We start from the raw sequence: 19118 nt of genomic DNA, 5'->3' as shown, positions 1-19118 counted from the left end.
GTCCCGAACCCACTACCGCAGACACTTACCGCTTAACCTGCAGAAACAGGATCACTCGAAGATCGATTCATACACCACGTCCGTGGACGTGACCGTGGGTGAAATCATGTTCTTGCAAGATCTTCGTGCAGGGGTGAGCAGGAGTCCGGAAAGCTTTTCAGCTGGCCCGGCCCAAGGTCACGGTGTGGGTTCCGGGTGTGAAGTCGCCGAAGGACTGTTGCCAGGACTCACCGGGCCAGTAGTACGTCACAAGGCCCTCGGCGGGCCGGTAGTGGGCGGTGTAGAGCGTTACCGTCCCCTGCTCGTCGACGGATCGATACAGCGGCGGCTTGAGCATCGCCGCCACGTCCGCGCCCGCGGCGCGGATGGCTCGCAGCCGCTCCTGCGTCCGCATGGCCCGCTCCTGCTCGTCGGTCACCGGCAGGTGCTGGTGATTGGAGGCGCAGGCGTCCGGTGCCACCGTCGGCGGCATATCCGGTCCCACGAACACCGTCATCGCCTTCTTGGGATCGACAAGGGTGAGGTTCTGGGGGACGGCGACCGGCAGGGACCGCAGCCTGTCGACCGCCCCATCGACGGTGTCGCACGTCTCCAGCAGGTAGCGCACGAGGATGAGAATGGCGAAGCCACGTCCGTAGACAGAACGTCCGCCCCAGGTGAGCGAGATCGCGAGACCGGCGTCGTTCATCCCGTCCAGCAAGCCCCACAGCATGTCCTGCATCCCGATCACGGGGCGCAGGAAGCAGGAGGAGACGATGGTCCCCTCGCACTGATCGGGCCGCAGGTCATAGTTGCGCAGCAGAGTGCCGTTCTGGCCGATCTGGGTGCAGGACTGGGAGAACGGCCGCAGTGCCGCGTGGGTGAGGAAGACTTCCGCCTCGGGCCGGTCGAGTTGGCCGGCCAGGCGGTCCAGAACCGGGACCAGTTCCGGCAGGTGCGCACGGAACAGCGCCCGAACACGATCCGCGCCCTCCGGAGTCCGGCCCTCCTCGGTCAGCAGGCCCTCCATGTCCTGCCACAGGGCCCGGGCGTGGGCGGCCCACCGCTCGTCGCCGCCGTCGCCGACCTCGATCGCCTGGAAGGTCTTGTGCTGTTGCCGCATGGCTGCCACTTTCCCTGTGAGAATCGGACGAGGTGAGGGCAACCTAGCTAATTGTGCGGGTAATTCACCAGGTGGCCGCCATCGGCGACGGCCAGGCGCTGGATCTGATGAAGCCGCTGAACGCGAGCGTGGCCGATTCCAAGTGGGCGAACATGTCCCGCGTTGGAGAAGCCGGGAGTCAGGAAGGCTGGCGTTTAGGGCATCCTTCGTGCGCGGAGCACGCCATCTATCGGGTGATCCGTACTCCGTGCCCTTTGACGAGTTGGCGCTGGATCGCCGTGGCCGGATCGCGGGCCGTGGCCGCGTCGGCAGGGGACGCGCCGACGAGGGCCGGTCCGGCCAGGGTGAGGACCGCGACCGTCGTCCATCGCCTCATCGGGTTCTCCTGGTGAAGGGCCCGGTACTTCCGCCGACACGGGCCGAAGCGATGATCTTTGCAGAAGGAGGTCTCACCGTGATCACAGTATGCCGGACGAGCCCCACACGCTGGTCACTGACCTGATCCACGGCCGTCGGCACGCCCGGAAGGCCATGGGGCGGCTCGGGCCTGAACTTGCAAATGGCTGTGACTTCGTTGCGGAAGTTGCGGCTGGAAAGCAAGGAAGATCTGGTGATGTGTCTGCACTCGCGTGGCTTTCGCGCCTACAGTGTGGAGTTGCAACTATTCGGTGAGTGAGTACGCCGGAGTACTGCAAAGACACTGGGGTCATCGAGCCCGAGGGGGCGATGGTGCCATCACGGGTGGAAGTCGTCCGAACCCGGCTCAAGCGCCTGATCGACAAAGGGTGGCTGGCCGAGCACCAGCGCGGGCAGTTCTCGATCGCCGAGGGCCTCAACGGCGCCACGCTGAACGGGGCCGCCGCTGACCATTGATGAGTTTGCCGTCATCCCTGTGGTCCGGGGCGACGGCAAAGGGGGTGCCGCCGAGGGTTCAGCTCGGCGGCACCCGGGTTGCGTGAGCGCCCTACAGGTCTAACTGACGGTGGCTCGCGCGCTTCTGAGCGTAACGCGCGATGCGGGAGCTCGGGGGGCCGTCGAGCCTATTTCGCCTGCCCTGCCCGAGATCTGGCAGAGCGGAAAGAGGACGATGATGCGTCTCACCCCGGCCGATGGCCCGCCCCCGCGCGACGGTCGATCACCACTCGCGCCACCACCTGCCTTACCGGATGGTGGGCCACAGCGGCCCCCCGAGGGCGCTCTCCAGCAGGGCGATCGTGGCCACGTCCGGCCAGGAGGTCCCGGCGAGCAGGTCGTTGATGGATTGCCGGTTGACCCCGGACAGAGCGGCCAGGGCGCGCTGGCTCAGCTTGCGCGCGGCGAGTTCACCGGCGAGGGTGGCGGCGATCGCCTGAACGACAGCCGCGGCCACATGGCCCTCCAGGTCCGCGTGGGGCCAGGCCTGCGGGTCCTCGGCCAGATCCCGGGGCGCGGTGGAGCGGGCTCGTCCACCGACCATGACAATGTTCTCCTATCAGTCAAAGTCGTCGCGCTACGTAACGGCAGGTTGTCCTGCCGCTATGAGTGGGGTGTGACCCTCGACCCGGAGACCTCGGCGAAGATCACCCGTTACCGGCCGCGCGTCCCGCCACCGGAGTGGGAGCAGGTCGCCGGCACGGTGCGGATGCTGGTCGCCGCCAGCGCCGGTTGCTCTCCCTACAACGTGGAGCGGCTGCTGCACGCCACCACCCGGCTCGCCGCCTGGTGCCGCCGCTGCGGCCTGCCCGACGATCCGGAAGTATGGCTGCGGCACGAGACGATCGACGCGTTCGTCCTGACCGGCTGCATGGACCTGGCGCCGAGTTCGGCTCAGACCTACCGGTCCTGACTGCGGCACATGCGCGCCACGCTGGCCTGGCTGGAACGCGGTGAACGGGTGCCGCCACCGATGAAAGCCTCCAAGACGGTCAGCCCGCCGTACTCGCCGGCCCAGCTCGGCCGCCTTCGCGGCTGGGCCGAACGCCTGCCCGGCCAGGCCAGAGGCGACGCTCTGGCGTTGATGGCGCTCGCCTGCGGCTGCGGTCTGACCTCTGGAGAAGTGGCCGCCGTCCGCACCGGGCATCTGCGCCGCTTGGACTGCGGCGCGGTCGTGGTCGCCGTCCCCGGCACCACGCGGTTGATCGTCTGCCGCGCCGCCTGGGAGGACGTCCTGGCTCATGCCGCCGACCAGCCGGGCGACCGGTTCGTGTTCCGGCCCAGGCGCGCCGCCCGGCACGCCAAGAACCTGTTCAGCTCCTGGACCACCTGCCACACCCCGACCGGCGGCCTGCCCGCCCTGTCGGTGCGCCGGCTGCGCTCCTCGTGGATCGTCGAGTTGCTGAGCGCCCGGATCGACTTGGCGTGGTGGCCGCCGCGGCCGGGATGAGCACCTCCGCGCTGGCCCGCTACCAACATTTCGTCCCCGCCCTGGACGAGCCCACCGCGGTCGCGCTGCTGCGCGGCAGGCCCGACGAACAGGCCAGGTGAGTACGGCGCAGCCACGCGCCTGGCCGCCGCGCACCACCCGAGCCCGAGCCACCCGGCCCCGGCCACCTGCCAAGCAGACGGCACAGATCCCCGACGCCGTCGTCAGCCACTACGCCCGGCTGCTGGACGACTCCGGCATCATGCCGCTGATCGACGCCGAACTCGGCCGAGGCCCGGCCCGCCCGGGCTGCCCATCGCCGCGGTGCTGACCTGCCTGCTGCTGTCCATCAACCACACCGGCAAGGCCACTCTCGTCCAGGCCTGGCGGATCGCCGCGTTCTGCCTGACCGCCGCCGCACGCCACCGGCTCGGCCTGCCCGACATCAACCCCGAAGACATCCACCAGGTGCTCGCCTCCTCCCGCCGCTTCTACCGGGCCTTCGACCGGCTGACCACCGTGCTGGATCCAGTCCGCCACGATCGGCGCGCCCGCCTGCCCCAGCATCAGGCCGACGCGCTGGCCACCGCCTGGGAGGATGACGACCCAGCACACTCGCGCAAGCGGGAACTGCTGCAGGACATCGTCACCGCGCTGGTACTCACCCCGGTGCGCTGGGCCAAAGGCCGGGGCTACCTCCGCCACTTCCGCGGCGATGTCGGCATCGACACCACCGCCGCCCTGTCATCGCCCGCCCACCCCGGGCCCGCCGCTCCACTGGGGAGCTGATCGCCTCCACTGAGATCACCGCAGGCTGGCACCACTCGGCCGGCAACGGCCCACCCGAGTACGGCTACAGCGCCACCCTCACCGTCGCCGCCCGCACCCGCACAGCACTCGGCTCTTTCCCTCAACTGGCGCTCGGTCTAGTGCTCGACACCCCGCACAAACGCATCGGCGCCAATGCCATCGCCACCCTCAAACCCCTGGCCACGCTCGGCTTTCCCACCGGCTTCGCCGTCGCCGACCGCGCCTACACCGACCAGCAACCTGGCCACTTCGCTCAGCCCGCACGCGAACTCGGCTACCGGCTCGCCCTCGATTACAAAGTGGAGCAGCGGGGAGTGCAGGGCAGCGTCCACGACAGCCCGCTCATCGACGGTTCCCCGGCCTGCCCGCTGATGCCCGACAGGCTTGCCCAGGCGACCACCGGCCTGGACGACGCCGCCATCCGCGCGCCGTCGGAAGAGCTCACCGCGTTGATCGCCGCGCGAGAGCCGTACTTGCTGCGCCTCAAACAGAGCGCGAACGCAGACGGCGCCGTCCGCTACCAGTGCCCGGCAGCAGGCACCTCCCCATCGATCACCTGCCCCCGCTTCGACCGCCTCCACCAGCGCGGACCCAGCCAGCCCACCGCAGTCGACCTCACCGACGCCCGGCAGCGAGCCGCCCACCCCGCGGCCAAACCCCGCGTCCTGCCACCACAACCGGATCTGAAGGCCGGCCAACTGCCGAAGATCTGCCGCCAGCACACCATCACCGTCCACAAGGACGATCTCGGCCACCTCGACAAGTTCCGCCAGGACCTGGCCTACCTGAGTTCCACCTGGATCGGGACCTACAAGTCTGTCCGCGCCAACACCGAAGGCATCAACGGCAGGCTCAAGGGACACAACCTCGACCTCGGCGATCCCAAGAACCGGCTCGCCCACGGCCGCGTCGCCCAGACCATCCTGGTCGCGCTGCTCGTCACTGTCGCCAACGACCACTTCCTCGACCAGTGGCGCCACATCCGCGAGCCCCAAGACGAGCCCGTCACACTCGCCGTCACTCCGCAGGCTCCAGCCCAGCCCTTCGACGGCATACCACCCGCCGGCCACAGCAGGCCGCCACCGGCCCCATAAGCCGCAGAACCCGCCACCTTGTCGCAGCGCCCCGCCTACCGTCGGCTTCGCCATGCCCAACGGCCGGATCTCGCTCCTCCACCAGCGGCCTGACACCACCCGGGCCTTCCCAGAAGCTGACTTCGCAGTCCCCGAACCAGGACGAATCCGATTCGGAAACCCTTGAAACGACGAGATCCCGCCCGATCTCAACGATCAGACGGGATCCCGTCAACTTCAGTCCGGCCGTTTCAAGAACGGCCCTGGCCTCAAGGGCGTGGGAGTTTGCTGTCGAACAACCTCGGATTCGAGGCGCGCGGAATCGGCTGGCCACCTTGCGCGTGCGGGCCGTCACCTGGCCCCGTCGACGCGTGCACGGCCCCATCGTGCACACCGCTCCTGGCAGGTGACGATGTCATCGGCTGCTGAGTGGAGGTCGGTGGTGGCGGAGCGCCCACCCGGACCAGCTTGGTGAGGAGTTGCTCGGCGGTCGGCCGATCTCGGGGATCCTTGGCCAGCGAGGCCGCACGCAGGGATGCCAGCTCGCCGGGAACGCCCGTCAGATCGGGATCGAGGTTGAGGATCCGGCACATCACCACCGGCAGCGGCCCGAACCCGAATGCCGCCCGGCCCGTCGCGGCGAACACCATCGTTCTAGCGCACGCGAACACGTCTACCGCCGGTGACGTCCTGCTGAGGAACTGCTCGGGCGCCATGAACGGGGGCGTCCCCTCGACGCCGGTCGTCAGGCTTTGGCTCACGTCCAACGCGCGCGATCCCGAAGTCGATCCCTGCGGGCCGTCCCGCCCGAGCAGCACATTGCTCGGCTTGAAGTCCCGGTGAACCACACCCGCGCCGTGGATGGTGGCCAGCGCGGCGGCCGTCGTGATGGCCAGCCGCAGGGGGGCATCAGGCCGCAGCAGTTCCCCCCCGCTGATGTGGTGCTGGAGTAAAGGGCCTTCGATGTACTCGCTCCCGAGGTACCGCCGGTCGTGCAGAACGCCCGCGTCGAGCACGCGGGCGGTGCAGAGATCGGCGACCCGCTGAGCGGCCCTCGCCTCGCGCCGGAAACGGCGTACTGCGTGCTCGTCGTCGGCGAACTGGCGTGCAGTAGTTTGACCGGGCCCCGTTCGCTCTCGGTTGAGACTCCCAGATGGAGGCTGCCCTGGCCGCGCTCGCCGAGGAAGACGGTGCGCTTGTAGGAGCCGACGGCGCGGGATCGCTCGGCCGAAGCGGAGGCGTTCCGCTCATCAGTCTCCTGATTCGTCTGAAGCCGCCGTCTGAGAGGTCGGCGTTTCGAGGCGGGCGAGGTGGCTTCGGATGCTTTCCACGTCGACTCCTCGTTCGTCGGCGCTGTCGATGCCGAGCTTGGCGAGGAGGATCAAGGCCTCGGTCCAGTTGTCGTAGGCCTGGTCGTGCAGGCCGAGAGCGGCGTGGGCGTGCGCGAGACCGTCGCGGGCGCGGGCCTGGTCACCCAGATGGTCGAGGTCAGAGGCCAGGTCGAGTGCTCGGCGGTGGTCGTCGAGAGCCTGGTCGTGGTGGCCGCGCTCATGGTGCAGGCGACCCATTCCGTGGATGGCCTCGAACTCCCAGTTGCGGTTGCCGATCTCGCGCGCGAGGTCGATGACTCGCTGGTAGCAGTCCCGGGCCTGCTCGTGCCGGCCCTGGAGCTGGTGCAGTTCGCCGAGGGCGGTGAGGCTGCTGAGCTCGCCCACCGTGTAGTGCACGCGCCGAGCCAGGCTCTGTGCCTGCGTGAAGTAGCCGGCGGCCGGCCCGAACTCGTCCCTCGCGAGATGGAGGTAACCGAGGCCGAGCAGAGCTCGCGCCTCAGTGGTGCGGTGACCGATCGTGCGGGCGATGCTCAGCGCCCGGGTCAGGCAGTCGATGCCCTGCTGGTGCTCTCCCCTCACCCGGTGGACATGGCTGGAAGCGATCAAGGCGTCCAGCTCACCGGTGCGATGGCCGATCTCGCGGGCGATGCTCAACGCCTGCGTGAAGTAGCCGGCAGCTTGCCCGTACTCGTCCCGACCGAGATGGACGAGACCGAGACCGTTCAGCGCCCGGAGCTCGCCGGAGCGCTCACCGATGGCGCGGGCGAGGCCCAGGGCAGTGGAGCTGTTCTCAAGAGCTGCTTCGCGCTGGTCTTGCATGTTGCGGATCTCGCCGAGCCCGATGAGCGCCTCCATCTCGCCCGCTCGATCACCGGCGGCGCGGGCGGCGGTCAGAGCCCGCGCGTGCAGATTCTCGGCTTCGGCGTAGCGGCCGCGAGTACGCAGGCAGCGATGCAAGGTAGCGGCCAGATGCCGGACGTGCCGGCCGAAGCCGTGCTCGGTGGCGAACTGCGCGAGGGACAGCAGGTTGGACAACTCCGCGTCCAGCCATTCGGCGGCGTCCGGCACCACTGCCGTAGACGTCGCGCCCTGCGTAAAACGTGGCCGCATGTCCGCTTCGTAGGGGTAGAGGCGATCCATCGCCGCCGAGGCGGCGTGGCTGTAGTGGTCCAGCAGCCGGGTTCGCGCGGCGTGCCGGTCGGCCTCGGACTCCTCGGCGGTGACCTGGGCGGCGTGGGCCCGGATCAGGTCGTGGAACCGGTACCGGCCGGGAACCGGCTCCTGCTGCAGATGAACGTCCAGCAGCCGGTCCAGCAACTCCGAGGCCCGCGCGACGGTGGTGTCCAGGAGCGCGGCCGCCGCCTCGGGCGCGATGTCCCCTCCCGGATGCAGCGCCAGCAGACGGTACGCGCGCTGCTCGTCTGGGCTGAGTTCGCGGTACGACAGGCCCAGGGCGGCGATGACGCCGCGCTCGCCCGCCTGCAGCTCACTCAGTCGGCGCCGATGCTGCTCGAAGCGCTCGAGCAGGTGCCCTGCGGTCCAGGACGGATGGGCTTTCAGCCGCGCCGCGGCCACGCGGATCGCCAGCGGCAGCATCCCGCACCGCCGTACCACCTCCTCCAGCACCCCCCGCGGCTCGCCCGCGACCCGCTCCTCTCCCGCGGTCGCGGTGAACAGCGCCACCGCGTCCGCGAGCGGCAGGACGTCCACCGACACCGTAAGGGCCCCGTCCAGACCGACCAGCCGCCGCCGGCTCGTGACCAGCACCAGACAACTTCCCGCCCCGGGCAGCAGCGGCCGCACCTGGGCCTCGTCGGTGGCGTTGTCCAGCACGATCAACATCCGGCGACCGGCCAGCAGGCTGCGATACAGCGCCGCCCGGTCGTCGGCATGCTGAGGGATCGACTCTCCGGGAACGCCCAGCGTGCCGAGCACGCGCCCGAGCATGTCGGCGGGATCTGCCGCGGCCATGCCCTGGGTGTAGCCGTGCAGGTCGACGAACAGATTCCCGTCGGGGAAGCGGGAGGCGAGCTGATGGGCGGCATGGACGGCCAGCGCCGTCTTGCCGGCGCCCGCCATGCCGTCGATGGCGGTGATCACCACCGTGGCCGCGTCTCCCATCTCGCCGAGCATGGCGAGCTCCCGCGTCCGTCCGACGAACGTCCCGACATCGGCCGGCAGCTGTCGCGGCGTCATGCGCGCCGAACCAGGCCCCTGCGGCCTCGGCCCCGTGGCGCGTGCCAGGATCGACAGCTCCGCGTCGTCCAGGCCCAGCGCCTGTGCCAGCAGCCGGATTGACGCAGCGCGCGGGTGTACCAGCTCGCCGCTCTCCAACCGGCGGATCGTCCGGACGTTGAGGCCCGTCCGCGCCGCCAGCTGCCCCTGGGTGAGCAGGGCCCGCTCACGCCAGAAGTGTAACAACGTCCCCAATTCCGGCTCTCCCGCCGGAGAGTCCCCCTCGATACCCTCGCGTGCTCCTGACGGCATGAACTGTTCTCCCGCAGTCGCCGGCCTGGATCAGGGAAACTATGCCACGGAATTCCAGAGGCCACGGCAGGGCCCGGAGGCCCAGAGCGCGCTGGTGCCCTCGTTCTGGAGCTCGCGGACCTCAAGTCGACGCACGTCCCGGCCGAGTTCGGGCGCTGAGGGCCGCGGCCGAGCATTCCAGGCTATGCCCGATGAATGTCCGTCAAATGCCCTGTTGTGGCCTGCCCTCGACCGTGAACAGCGGGAAGACACGAGATCGAGCGGCCCGGTCATCGCAGCGGGAGCCACGTTCACGTTGGACGTGCTCACGCGGGAAGAAGGTCAGAACCTGCTGTTGCATCGCCTGGCCCCAAGCGAACCGAAACCGCACGACCCCCACCGACGAACTCATCGAGCTGGGCGCGCGGAATCCCCTCGCACTGGCCATCGTGGCGGGGCGCGCGGCGGCCAACCCGTCCTCCTGACTCAGCGGCCCTGCGCCGACCTGAATAGGGTCCGAGCCGACATCAGTGTCCCGGCCACCAGGGACGTCCGCACCGATCCACCTTTCGCGTTGTCACGCTCCTACAAAGCTGCTCCCCGCCGCGCTGCCTGCGCGAGCTGGAGTAGTGCGGTGAGCGAATGCAGTCGCCCGTCCTCGCCGATTGCGAGAGCATGCGCGTCGCCCATCCAGCACACGTCCACCGTCCAGTCGGTGATCACTGCGTTGACATCCTCCGCCCGCCTGAAGGCGGGGATTCCAACAGTAACTACCTCACCAGGAGGAGGTCGCGTTGAGGTTCGCGTTCACTGGCCCGCCCAGCGCGCGGGTTCGATCATCGTGCAGCAGCAGGCCCTGAAGGACTTCGCCCAGGCGATGGCGAACTTCTTCGGCACGACCCACCAGCGTCCGACGTGGCGCAAGCGCGGGCAGGGTGAAGGGTCCGGATTGTCGCGGTCAAGGCCAGCGACGTCCGTCGCCTGTCCCGCAACGTCGGCGAGGTGAAGGTCCCGAAGGTCGGCTGGGTGCGATTCCGGTGGTTCCGCGCCGTGCCTGCGGGCGTGAAGTCGTTCGGGTCACCCGTGACCGGGCGGGCCGCTGGCAGGTGGCGTTCGCCGTGATCCCTGAGCCGACCCCCGCACCGGGCACCGGCGGGGGTGGTGGGCGTGGACCGGGGTGTCGCGGTCAGTGCCGCCCTGTCCACCGGCGAGCTGCTGAACGCGCCTGGCCTGCGCGAGACAGAGAAGGCCTGCCTGTTGCGGCTGTGGCGCAAGCTGGCCCGGGCCAGGCGCGGGTCGAGGCGGCGCGGCAGGGTGAAGGCCGCCATCGCGAAGCTCAAGGCCCGCGAAGCGGACCGGCGTAAGGACTGGGTGGAGAAGACCAGCCCCGATCTGGCACGCCGGTTCGACGTGATCGCCGTCGAAGACCCTGAAGATCTCCGCTATGACCCGGTCGGCGCGAGGCACTCGCGACGTGCCGGGCCGTAACGTCCGGCAGAAGGCCGGCCTGAACCGGGGCATTCTCGCCGCCGGGTGGGGCCGGCTGGAGCAGAAGGCTCCCGGGCGAGTCGTGAAGATCAGCCCTGCGTACACGAGTCAGCGGTGTTCGGCGTGCGGGATCGTGGACCGGCAGGCGCGCGAGAGCCAAGCGCGTTTCCGGTGCCGGTCCTGCCGATACGCCGGCAACGCCGACGTGAACGCGGCCAGGACCATCGAACACGCGGCAGGGCATGCCGTGTCTGCGCGGGGAGGCCCACCGCTGGGCGGGCCGGTGAACCGCGAACCTCAACGCGACCTCCTCCTGGTGAGGTAGTCGCTGTTGGAATCCCCCGCCTTCAGGCGGGCGGAGGATGTCAGGCGATCCAGAGCAAGATCACATGGTTCGCCGGGTGTCGCCTGCTGCAATCCGGCTCGATCACATCGCCCATCCGTATACGAGACCTGGGGATAGGAACCGGACTCATTTCGGGCATTCCGGTGGCAACCGATGCCCTACCTCGCGGGAGCGGTGATCGGCGAGGGCTGGGCGAGCCAGGGGCCCTCCGGTTGCAGGCGAACCATCGAGACCCGCCGGGGCCACCGTACGCCGATCCGCACCACGAGCATCCCACCGGGCAGAAGCCGAACTGAAACAGCAGCATGGTGACCTCGTGTCCCGTGGCTCCGTATGTCCTGTCTGGAGGGATTGTGCCGTTGATGCTCAGCAGGGTCGTGCCCATCTCGGCGTGGCGTAGCGACGATGGAGACCACAATTCCGCCTTCCTTGTCGCTGCAGTCTTCGGCCTTGCGCGGGCCTGCTCTGAGTGGCGGTTCAGATGTGCCCTGCATCGCGAATCGGTGGCCGACGACCCGACACGCGGAGTGAGGGATCGGCGGCTGTGCCGCGTCCGGACGACGCCGGGCTTGAGACGTTGTCGATCGCAGCGCTCTGCCCGGTCCGGGGGCCCGTGTTGCGGTGCCCACGAGCCGCCTACCGCGGGGTTCGGTCACGGACGCCGACGAGGACCTGGGAGTGGGGACCGTACGTGAGCAGCCGCGCCGATTTCCTCGCGCAGGACACGCGCGGGGCGCGACTCGATGTGGGAGAGGCCTGATGAACGCCGTGACAGGTGAGATGTGGCTGCAGCACACCCATCTCGACAAGCTGTACGGCTTCCTGCCCGGAATGGCCGACGCGCTGCCGACGATCTTCGGGCTGAGCAGCGCGGACTACTTCGACGCTATCGCCCGCTACGCCGCCCGCGCGCGCGAGGCCGTGGAAAGCCTGTTCACTGAGGAAGCGTTCGCGGCGCGGGTGGAGGCTCTGCCCGTGCGATCCGGGCAGACGCTCCTCACGATAGGTGGCAGCGTCACCGACGACCTGCAGCCCTGGGCCGAGATGCTGCGTCATCTGCTCGACCCGCCCGGACTGGATGAGCTGCGTCCTCGGCGGCAACGACGTCACCCGCGTCGGCCCGGACGCGGGCAAGCCACAGGTCAGCCTCGCCCAGAGCGTCGCCAACCTGCGCCGGCTGCGCCGCATCGGCGGCGCAGCGGGAGGGCGGGTGGGGATGACGCCGGTGCCGGTGCTCGAGGAGCGGGTCACCGCGTCGCCCACCTTCCACTACAGCCAGGTCACCTGGAGCAACTCCGACGTCGTCGCGCTGTACGAGCGGCTTCGATAGGCAAGCCGTCAGCGGGATGGTTCACCCCGATCCGATCAGCCCGAGCCGTCGCCGTCCCTGACCTTCGGCTGGCCATCGGAGACGACCTCTGAAGAGGTTAACTGGCCACCGAACCACGATGTGGAGACGAACATCGGCAGGCCCATTCATGATGAGGTGCCGCCAGTTTTGCGCCGGCGTGAGGGCAGCGCCGGGCCCGAAGCGCGTAAGAGCGGTTGAGCACCGCTACATCCCTTGGTGCCAGAGAACCCTGCGACGCCGGTGGTGGTGGCCGTGCCGCACGATCGTCCTCACGACGAGCCGAACGCCACCGCGACAAGCACGGTCGGCCACATCTCGGAACGGAGGCCGGCGGCGCTTCCCGGACGGGACTCGCAGCAGAGGCCCACCACGGAGTCCGGGTCCGGTAACGGCTTGTGACTCGCAAGGTGATCGGCGCTCGCTGACGAGGTCCGGAAAGGCGCACCGAGAATGCTCAGCTCGTGCTGCTGAGCCACTGATGAGAGCGATGAGAATGCACAAGATTCAGAACCACTCGTGCGTGACCGCACCACGAACGGCCGGTCCACCCATGCCTCCACCTGCGTGGCCTGCGCGGCGGGCTCATCACCGCCGCCCGGCGACGACTGATCGTGGAGGAGCACCGGCAGCGGGCCCATCCCTCCTCTATCGGCGAACCTGCCGCAGCTCAGTCGTTCGCGGACTTGCTCGGCAGAATCCACGCCTTCATCGGGCGGTTCCGTTTGCGGCGACCGCCCGGAGGAGACCACTGGGTGTTCGCCTGATCGGCGAAGCGATATCGCATGGCGATGCCGTGATCGCTGGCGCCACCCATTCTCCCGGCGGGACAGGTGACCGCCGCTCCGGCCCGCCTTGTCCGCAAAGAGGGTCGCGCGCGGACGCGATGAGCCGCTGCGTTGATGGTGTCGGCCGTAGCACCGGTACCCGCCCCGATGACGGTGGCCATCGTGCCGAGGTATGTGCAGGAGGTGGGGTGTCATGACGGCCGTACGGTTTTCCGTGCTCGGCCCCCTGACGATGACTCGTGACGGCATGACGTGGTCCGTCCCCGGCGGCAAGATCCGGGTTCTGCTCGCCACGCTCCTGCTCCGGCCCAACCAGTTCGTCACTCTCGACCAGCTCACCGAACGCCTGTGGCCCCAGCAGCCGCCGCAGAATCCGAACAGAGTCCTCCAGACCAACATCGTCCGCCTGCGGCAATCCTTGGATCTGAATAGGGCGATCGAGACGGAGGAAGGTGGCTATCTGCTCCGTCTGGAGCCCGATCAACTGGACCTGCTTGAGTTCCAGCAGTTGATGCGGCGGGCAGCCGCGACGGCCAGCCCGGTGCTGGAGAACCAGTTCCTCCACGACGCCCTCGGGTTGTGGCGCGGACCTGCGTGCGCCGACGTCGAATCAGACGTCCTCCACCAGATCGATGTCCCGCCAATCACCGAGCAGCGCCTCCATGGCCTCGAACGCCGCATCGACATCGATATCCATCTGGGACGTGAGGCCGCGCTGGTTGCGGAATTGCGGGCGTTGACGGCCGAACATCCGCTGCGGGAGCGCCTGTGGGCCCAGCTCATGATCACCCTCTATCGGACCGGCCGGCAGGCCGAAGCCCTCGACACCTACCGGACCGTTTCCCACCTTCTCAAGAAGGAACTCGGCACCGACCCCAGCGCCGACCTCCATCGGCTGCATCAGGCCATCCTCTCCCCAGAGAATCTGCCCCACCCGCATCCACTCGCCCACGCTCACGCGGACGGGGATGCGTCCGCTGAAGCGCCGGTACCCGAAACGCGTTTGCCCGCGGCATTCACAGCGCCGACAACAGCGGCATCTACGGCGGCCGCTGCGCTCGGCGCGCCTGCACCCTCACCAGCACAAGACAGGAGGCAACCGGCCCCTCAGACGGAGGAGTCTGCGCTCGGAATGTTGCTGCGGACGTGGCGCGATCGGGCCTTGCAGACACAGACACAGCTCGCAGGGCTGGCGGGGCTCAACGTCCGGACCATCCGCAGACTGGAGACCGGTGAGCTACGCCGGCCGCGGGTCACAACGGTGCGGCGGCTAGCTGAAGCGCTGGGCTTGGACGATGCAGAGTCGTCGATTCTCGCCCAGGCCGCGCGGGGCAGGGATGGCGCCGACTGGATAGGCAGGACACCGCGGCAGGTGCCCACTGACGTGAGTCCCGTCGCCGAGCGACAGCCGGAGCCGGTCGCACAGGGGAGTGGTGATGGCCCCGGCGTGCTGGAGGTGACGCCGCGGCAGTTGCCCGCTGATGTGACCTCTTTCGTCGGGCGGCAGCCAGAGCTGGCGCTGCTGGGCCAGGCCAATGACGCGGCCGCAGTGATGATCACAAGCATCGAAGGGATGGCGGGCGTAGGTAAGACCGCGCTGGCGGTGCATGCCGCACACGAGCTGGCGGCACAGTTTCCGGACGGGAATCTGTTCGTCGATCTGCACGGCTATACGGGGGGCATGGCACCGGACAACCCCGCCGACATCCTTGCCCAGGCGCTGGAGACGCTGGGGATCGCGGATGAGTCGATTCCCGAACACCTCGACGACCGGGCAGCCCTGTACCGCAGCGTGCTGGCCGGCAGGAGAATGTTGATCGTGCTGGACAACGCCGCCAACGAGGAGCAGGTGCGGCCGCTGCTGCCCGGTGAGGGTGGCTGTCGTGTCCTGATCACCAGCCGGCGGCGGCTGGTCGGTCTGGACGAGGCCTCCACGGTGTCGGTGGACGTCTTGCCACCAGCGGACGCGATTGCGTTGTTCACCAGCACGGCCGGACGCTGGCGCCTGACGGAAACACCAGCGGAGGACGTGGCCGAGGTGGTGCAGCGGTGCGGGCTGTTACCGCTGGCGATCCGCCTGGCCGCGGCCCGGCTGACGGCACATCCCACCTGGAGCGTCCGTGATCTGCTGGAACGACTTGACCGGCATCACCACGGGCTGCGCGAGCTGCACGCCGGTCAGCGCAGCGTCAGCGCCGCGTTGGACCAGTCCTACCGCGTGCTCGCCGCCACGGAGCAGCGCGCCTATCGCCTGCTGGGGCTGCACGCCGGCGCGGACATCACGCCGGAGGCGGCCGCCGCCCTGCTCGGCACCACGATCGAGAGTGCCTTGACGCTGCTGGACCGGCTGCTGGAAGGCCACATGCTCCAAGAGTCCGCGCCCGGCCGCTACCGCTTCCACGGCCTGATCCGCGCTCACGCCGCCGCGGAGGCCACCGCGCAAGAATCCGAGACCGACCGTCGTGCCGCACTGTCACGCCTGCTGACTCACTACCGCTGTGCCGCATCGGCGCCGACGGACCGCCTCTGCCCGACGAAGCCGACACTTGCCCGCGCCCACCCCGGGGACAGGAGCCGGCCCCCATGATGCCGACGACAGCCAATAGCTGAATGCCAAGCTGCCCAACCTACTCGCCCTCGCCCAATACGCTGCCGAGCACGACCGCCACAACCTCATCCAGCACCTGTCGGCCACCTTGCACCGATGCCGGCGCACCCGAGGCCGCTACGTTGGAGTACAAGGCGGGTTTGTATGGCAGGACCTTCGTCAAGGCCGGCCGGTTCTTCCCGTCCTCGAAACTGTGCTCGGTCTGTGGGAAGCTCGCCCAGAGCATGCCGCTGAGTGTGCGGGGGCGGGCCTGCGATTGTGGGGCGGGCCATGACCGGGACGTCAACGCCGCGATCAACATTCTCGCCGCCGGACGGGCGGAGAGGCTCAACGCCTGTGGAGGGCCGGTAAGACCATCGCTCGCGGTGGCACAGCCCTGCGAAGCAGGAAGCCCAGGGAGTGCCGCCGCATGAACGGTGGGGCACAGGCCAGAATCTCCTCCAGTGCGCGCTGTCCACAGCCCCACCACGCGGCTCACCCTCAAGGTGGGGACACACCATGAGTACGGGATGTTGACATCCTCCGCCCGGCTGAAGGCGGGGGATTCCACCAGCAACTACCTCACCAGGAGGGGGTCGTGTTGAGGTTCGCGGTGCTCCGGCTCGGTAACCCGTGGCCCTTCCCGCGCAGCGACGGCATGCCCTGCCGCGTGTTCGATGGTGCGCGCCGCGTTCACGTCGGCGTTGCCGGCGTATCGGCAGGACCGGCACGCAAACGCGCTTGGCTCTGGCGCGCCTGCCGGTCCACGATCCCGCACGCCGAGCACCGCTGACTCGTGTACGCGGGGTTGATCTTCACGACTCGCCCGGGAGCCTTGTGCCCCAGCCGGGCCACCAGCCGGCCCCACCCCGCGGCGAGAATGCCCCGGTTCAGGCTGGCCTTCGCCATTCGAGCAGAGTACCTTCGCGCATGTCCTGGCCGACGAACGGCTCAAGCCGGTCGTCGGCGCTGGACCACGCCGGTGTCGGCTTGAGTCCCTCCCCGTCATTGACTGCAGTCGTCCTGTCGATGCTGTTCAAGCTGATCGACAGCTCATCGAACATCCTGTGGCAGATCTCTACCTTGACACCGTCGGACTCCAAGACGGCGGGGACAGCCAGCGAAAGGGCCCGTCCTCGACAAAACGTACGATCGCGAACCCCGTCAGACGCCGGCCACCAAGCGCCGCCAGACCGGGGCCGTGTCTCTCGCGGACGGCTTCGGCACTTGATGCGGACTCAGAGTCGCTGCCACTGACGGTGAAGAACTACCAGGTCAGAGGAATGTTCGTGTTGAGGAGCGACCGAAGCGACTGAAGCCTTCTCTCTTGTCAACGGCCAAGTGCGTGTGGGTCTGGCCCACTTTCCGTGATCAGTAGCCGTGCAGCACACGGATGCGGAGAAGGTCGGGGTTGGCTCGCCCGTACATGATCCGTTTGATCATCTTGATGCGGTTCACGTTGCCCTCCACGGCCCCGGAACTGTAGGTCAGGGTGAGCCCGGCCTTGACCGCTGTCCAATCACGGCGAAGGCCGGCGACGAAGTCTCGCAGTTCCCGCGCCGGGCTGGCCTCCGCTCGCGTTGCCCAGCCTTCCAGGTCCTGCTCGCCGCGACGGTGAACGAGCATCTCGGCGAACTGGCGCGTCAGCTCGGTGACCGAGGCGAGTTCTGGACAACGGGCGGTGATCTGGTCGAGCTTGGCCAGGTCTTCGGCGGCGACCTTGCTGGGTGACTGGACGATCCAGCCGGTGACCTCCCGGATCTTGGGTGCAGGAGGCTTTGTGGGTTTGACGGTTGTTGTGCGGAGCGTGGCGGTGAGGCGTCGTAGTGTGCGTGCGCTGCCCAGGTAGCCGCGTTCGCGCAGTTCGGTCAGGAGTTGATCGGTGCTGCGGCAGCCTTGTTCCCAGCGTTCGTGCAGGTAGGGAAGGTAGGCATCGAGGATCGTCTGGCGTGGTGCGCGCTCGTCGCTGATGAGTTGGTCGGCGCCGGCGGCTGTGGCGTAGCGGCGCACGGTCTTGCGATCTAGCCGCAGCTCACGGCTGATCTGGGTGATGGTCATCCCCTGGGCGAGCGCCTGGTGGATCTCGGCGTGCCGCGTCCTGGTACGGGCCGCCGAGGCTCCTCCCTCACGGGCCGGTTCCAGCACGGCGGCAGGAGGTTCCCCGACCTCGGGCTTGGCCACTTCGCGCAGGTGCGCGCGGTGCCGGGACACAGCCCGCTGGACCACGCCGGACAGATTGTGGAGCAGATGCCAGCGATCGGCGACCTGCACGGCCAGCGGGGCGCCGCGTTGCGAGCCTTCGGCATAGCAGCCGGCGCGGTCCCGGCAGATCACCTCGACTCCGGGGTGCGCCTCCAGCCAGGCCGCGAAGGAATCCGCCGAGCGATCCGGCAGCAGGTCGACCATATGGCCGCCCTCCACATCGACCAGCACCGTCCCGTAAGTGTGGCCCTTGCGCCACGCGAACTCATCAACCCCCAGCACCCGCGGGGTCGCCACCTGCGGATCCGGTAGGCTCCGCAACAGCCGCAGCAGCGTCGAGCGACCCACCGCACAGGCCAGACGGGCGGTATGACGGGCACCGGGACGACCGCCCAGAGCCAGCGCCACCGTCCGCAGCATGGACAGCAACCCTGCTGCGCGCCGACCGTGCCTGCTGGTCAGCCCGGGAATCTGCTCGGCGAAGGTCTGCTTGTCACAGGCGGTGTTGTCGCAGAAGAAACGGCGCACCCGTACCTGGACCAGCACCTCCTGCCCAGCCACTGGCAGATCCGAGAGGCACCGCTCATAACGGCTATGAACCCGCACCGACTCCCAGCCGCAGGCCGGACATTCGCCCTTCGGCTCCGTCGTCGCGGCCTTCACCCGCACGGTCGCGCCCATGCAGTGCACCCGCTCGACACGAACGGCGGCAAGGTGCGGGAACACGACCGCCAACAGCTCCATGATCGACACAGAGCAGCATCCCGATACCGGCACCGGCCCGTATCCAGCTCAACATAATCGTGATCTTGGAAGTATCGCCGATCACGGAAAGTGGGCCAGACCGACTTTTTTTTTACATGGCCACGGACATCTCTATGACGGGCAGAAGACGCTTCTTACTCCGCGACATATACCTGACTCACTGTCGCTTGAGCCGCTTGGCTGACAGCGTTGACCTGTGGTTTGAGCAGCGACCCAGCCTGGCGACTGACGGAAGTCGTTGGGCCGCTGTCAGGGACGTGCCGGCGCGGACTGAGGGTGAGAGCCTGATTACGCGTCTAACGACTCCAGCGCAGCGACCGGAGCCGGGGAGAAGGATCCACGCCTGCCGCAGCGGGCCCCACTGGTAGGCGGATTGCGGTCACGTCCACGGACGTGGTGTATGAATCGATCTTCGAGTGATCCTGTTTCTGCAGGTTAAGCGGTAAGTGTCTGCGGTAGTGGGTTCGGGAC

The 19118-nt window shown here is 68.5% G+C and carries 20 protein-coding genes; 11 read left to right on the top strand and 9 right to left on the bottom strand.

Annotation, left to right across the window (positions count from 1 at the left end):
- Window positions 1-157 precede the first annotated feature (157 nt).
- Both AB0J69_RS58590 and AB0J69_RS58585 read right to left on the bottom strand, forming a co-directional pair.
- Entirely contained in the window at window positions 158-1102 is a 945-nt protein-coding gene (locus AB0J69_RS58590) for a C45 family peptidase (protein ID WP_364137397.1), read from the bottom strand.
- 226 nt (window positions 1103-1328) lie between these two features.
- The gene (locus tag AB0J69_RS58585; protein WP_364137395.1) at window positions 1329-1478 is read right to left on the bottom strand and encodes a hypothetical protein; all 150 of its coding nucleotides are present in this window, start codon (window positions 1476-1478) and stop codon (window positions 1329-1331) included.
- 365 nt (window positions 1479-1843) lie between these two features.
- Here AB0J69_RS58585 and AB0J69_RS58580 point away from each other — a divergent pair, with 365 nt between their 5' ends.
- Entirely contained in the window at window positions 1844-1975 is a 132-nt protein-coding gene (locus AB0J69_RS58580; RefSeq protein ID WP_364137393.1) for a hypothetical protein, read from the top strand.
- 286 nt (window positions 1976-2261) lie between these two features.
- Here the strand turns inward: AB0J69_RS58580 and AB0J69_RS58575 are convergent, their stop codons facing one another.
- Window positions 2262-2558, bottom strand: a complete 297-nt coding sequence (locus AB0J69_RS58575) for a helix-turn-helix transcriptional regulator (RefSeq protein WP_364137391.1) — start codon at window positions 2556-2558, stop codon at window positions 2262-2264.
- Window positions 2559-2630: 72 nt separating this feature from the next.
- Here AB0J69_RS58575 and AB0J69_RS58570 point away from each other — a divergent pair, with 72 nt between their 5' ends.
- The 5 genes from AB0J69_RS58570 (at window position 2631) to AB0J69_RS58550 (ending at window position 5347) form a co-directional block, all read left to right on the top strand.
- The gene (locus tag AB0J69_RS58570) at window positions 2631-2927 is read left to right on the top strand and encodes a hypothetical protein (RefSeq protein WP_364137390.1); all 297 of its coding nucleotides are present in this window, start codon (window positions 2631-2633) and stop codon (window positions 2925-2927) included.
- A 9-nt stretch (window positions 2928-2936) separates the two neighbouring features.
- Window positions 2937-3464 (top strand): hypothetical protein, encoded by a 528-nt coding sequence (locus AB0J69_RS58565; RefSeq protein WP_364137388.1) that lies wholly within the window; start codon window positions 2937-2939, stop codon window positions 3462-3464.
- Between the two features lie 97 nt (window positions 3465-3561).
- Window positions 3562-3774, top strand: a complete 213-nt coding sequence (locus AB0J69_RS58560; protein WP_364137386.1) for a hypothetical protein — start codon at window positions 3562-3564, stop codon at window positions 3772-3774.
- On the top strand, window positions 3768-4232 hold the full coding sequence (locus AB0J69_RS58555) for a hypothetical protein (RefSeq protein ID WP_364137384.1): 465 nt from the start codon (window positions 3768-3770) through the stop codon (window positions 4230-4232). The genes AB0J69_RS58560 and AB0J69_RS58555 overlap by 7 nt, the downstream gene beginning before the upstream one ends.
- A gap of 140 nt (window positions 4233-4372) precedes the next feature.
- Window positions 4373-5347: a hypothetical protein gene (locus tag AB0J69_RS58550; RefSeq protein ID WP_364137382.1), complete on the top strand. Its 975-nt coding sequence runs from the start codon at window positions 4373-4375 to the stop codon at window positions 5345-5347.
- Between the two features lie 248 nt (window positions 5348-5595).
- On the opposite strand, the gene AB0J69_RS58545 is transcribed toward AB0J69_RS58550, so the two are convergent.
- Both AB0J69_RS58545 and AB0J69_RS58540 read right to left on the bottom strand, forming a co-directional pair.
- Window positions 5596-6546, bottom strand: coding sequence for a hypothetical protein (locus AB0J69_RS58545; RefSeq protein ID WP_364137405.1), 951 nt, complete (start codon window positions 6544-6546; stop codon window positions 5596-5598).
- Between the two features lie 30 nt (window positions 6547-6576).
- Window positions 6577-9144 carry a tetratricopeptide repeat protein gene (locus AB0J69_RS58540; protein WP_364137381.1) on the bottom strand — a complete coding sequence of 856 codons (2568 nt, stop codon included), beginning with the start codon at window positions 9142-9144 and terminating at the stop codon, window positions 6577-6579.
- 1104 nt (window positions 9145-10248) lie between these two features.
- On the opposite strand from AB0J69_RS58540, the gene AB0J69_RS58535 reads away from it, so the two are divergent.
- The 4 genes from AB0J69_RS58535 to AB0J69_RS58520 all read left to right on the top strand — a co-directional run bounded on the left by AB0J69_RS58535 (window position 10249) and on the right by AB0J69_RS58520 (window position 15680).
- Window positions 10249-10611: a transposase gene (locus AB0J69_RS58535; protein WP_364137403.1), complete on the top strand. Its 363-nt coding sequence runs from the start codon at window positions 10249-10251 to the stop codon at window positions 10609-10611.
- Window positions 10568-10936: a transposase gene (locus tag AB0J69_RS58530; RefSeq protein WP_364137379.1), complete on the top strand. Its 369-nt coding sequence runs from the start codon at window positions 10568-10570 to the stop codon at window positions 10934-10936. The genes AB0J69_RS58535 and AB0J69_RS58530 overlap by 44 nt, the downstream gene beginning before the upstream one ends.
- A 1099-nt stretch (window positions 10937-12035) precedes the next feature.
- Window positions 12036-12287: a hypothetical protein gene (locus AB0J69_RS58525; RefSeq protein WP_364137377.1), complete on the top strand. Its 252-nt coding sequence runs from the start codon at window positions 12036-12038 to the stop codon at window positions 12285-12287.
- Window positions 12288-13286: 999 nt separating this feature from the next.
- A complete protein-coding gene (locus tag AB0J69_RS58520) occupies window positions 13287-15680 on the top strand; it encodes a BTAD domain-containing putative transcriptional regulator (protein WP_364137375.1) in 2394 nt (797 codons plus the stop codon).
- Window positions 15681-15720: 40 nt separating this feature from the next.
- Here the strand turns inward: AB0J69_RS58520 and AB0J69_RS58515 are convergent, their stop codons facing one another.
- Entirely contained in the window at window positions 15721-15927 is a 207-nt protein-coding gene (locus AB0J69_RS58515) for a hypothetical protein (RefSeq protein WP_364137407.1), read from the bottom strand.
- On the opposite strand from AB0J69_RS58515, the gene AB0J69_RS58510 reads away from it, so the two are divergent.
- Window positions 15842-16114, top strand: a complete 273-nt coding sequence (locus AB0J69_RS58510) for a transposase (protein ID WP_364137401.1) — start codon at window positions 15842-15844, stop codon at window positions 16112-16114. The genes AB0J69_RS58515 and AB0J69_RS58510 overlap by 86 nt on opposite strands.
- Before the next feature lie 259 nt (window positions 16115-16373).
- Here AB0J69_RS58510 and AB0J69_RS58505 read toward each other — a convergent pair whose 3' ends face one another.
- From AB0J69_RS58505 to AB0J69_RS58495, 3 genes are all read right to left on the bottom strand, one after another.
- Window positions 16374-16589, bottom strand: a complete 216-nt coding sequence (locus tag AB0J69_RS58505; RefSeq protein WP_364137373.1) for a zinc ribbon domain-containing protein — start codon at window positions 16587-16589, stop codon at window positions 16374-16376.
- Complete coding sequence (locus tag AB0J69_RS58500) at window positions 16571-16744, bottom strand: hypothetical protein (RefSeq protein WP_364137371.1); 174 nt, start codon at window positions 16742-16744, stop codon at window positions 16571-16573. Before AB0J69_RS58500 ends, AB0J69_RS58505 begins: the two co-directional genes overlap by 19 nt.
- Window positions 16745-17051: 307 nt before the next feature.
- Window positions 17052-18626, bottom strand: a complete 1575-nt coding sequence (locus AB0J69_RS58495; protein WP_364137399.1) for an ISL3 family transposase — start codon at window positions 18624-18626, stop codon at window positions 17052-17054.
- Window positions 18627-19118: the final 492 nt, after the last annotated feature.

It is taken from the genome of Nonomuraea sp. NPDC049709 (genome assembly GCF_040674815.1).
Classification (GTDB): Bacteria; Actinomycetota; Actinomycetes; order Streptosporangiales; family Streptosporangiaceae; genus Nonomuraea.
This window is presented reverse-complemented; position numbering and strand designations above follow the sequence as displayed.

What these genes read in the sequence shown, in the direction of transcription:
- AB0J69_RS58590 (WP_364137397.1), bottom strand. Translation starts at nt 1,102, where the DNA reads ATGCGGCAACAGCACAAGACCTTCCAGGCGATCGAGGTCGGCGACGGC.
- AB0J69_RS58585 (WP_364137395.1), bottom strand. Translation starts at nt 1,478, where the DNA reads ATGAGGCGATGGACGACGGTCGCGGTCCTCACCCTGGCCGGACCGGCC.
- AB0J69_RS58575 (WP_364137391.1), bottom strand. Translation starts at nt 2,558, where the DNA reads ATGGTCGGTGGACGAGCCCGCTCCACCGCGCCCCGGGATCTGGCCGAG.
- AB0J69_RS58565 (WP_364137388.1), top strand. Translation starts at nt 2,937, where the DNA reads ATGCGCGCCACGCTGGCCTGGCTGGAACGCGGTGAACGGGTGCCGCCA.
- AB0J69_RS58540 (WP_364137381.1), bottom strand. Translation starts at nt 9,144, where the DNA reads ATGCCGTCAGGAGCACGCGAGGGTATCGAGGGGGACTCTCCGGCGGGA.
- AB0J69_RS58530 (WP_364137379.1), top strand. Translation starts at nt 10,568, where the DNA reads ATGACCCGGTCGGCGCGAGGCACTCGCGACGTGCCGGGCCGTAACGTC.
- AB0J69_RS58525 (WP_364137377.1), top strand. Translation starts at nt 12,036, where the DNA reads ATGAGCTGCGTCCTCGGCGGCAACGACGTCACCCGCGTCGGCCCGGAC.
- AB0J69_RS58520 (WP_364137375.1), top strand. Translation starts at nt 13,287, where the DNA reads ATGACGGCCGTACGGTTTTCCGTGCTCGGCCCCCTGACGATGACTCGT.
- AB0J69_RS58515 (WP_364137407.1), bottom strand. Translation starts at nt 15,927, where the DNA reads ATGCTCTGGGCGAGCTTCCCACAGACCGAGCACAGTTTCGAGGACGGG.
- AB0J69_RS58505 (WP_364137373.1), bottom strand. Translation starts at nt 16,589, where the DNA reads ATGGCGAAGGCCAGCCTGAACCGGGGCATTCTCGCCGCGGGGTGGGGC.
- AB0J69_RS58500 (WP_364137371.1), bottom strand. Translation starts at nt 16,744, where the DNA reads ATGTTCGATGAGCTGTCGATCAGCTTGAACAGCATCGACAGGACGACT.
- AB0J69_RS58495 (WP_364137399.1), bottom strand. Translation starts at nt 18,626, where the DNA reads ATGGAGCTGTTGGCGGTCGTGTTCCCGCACCTTGCCGCCGTTCGTGTC.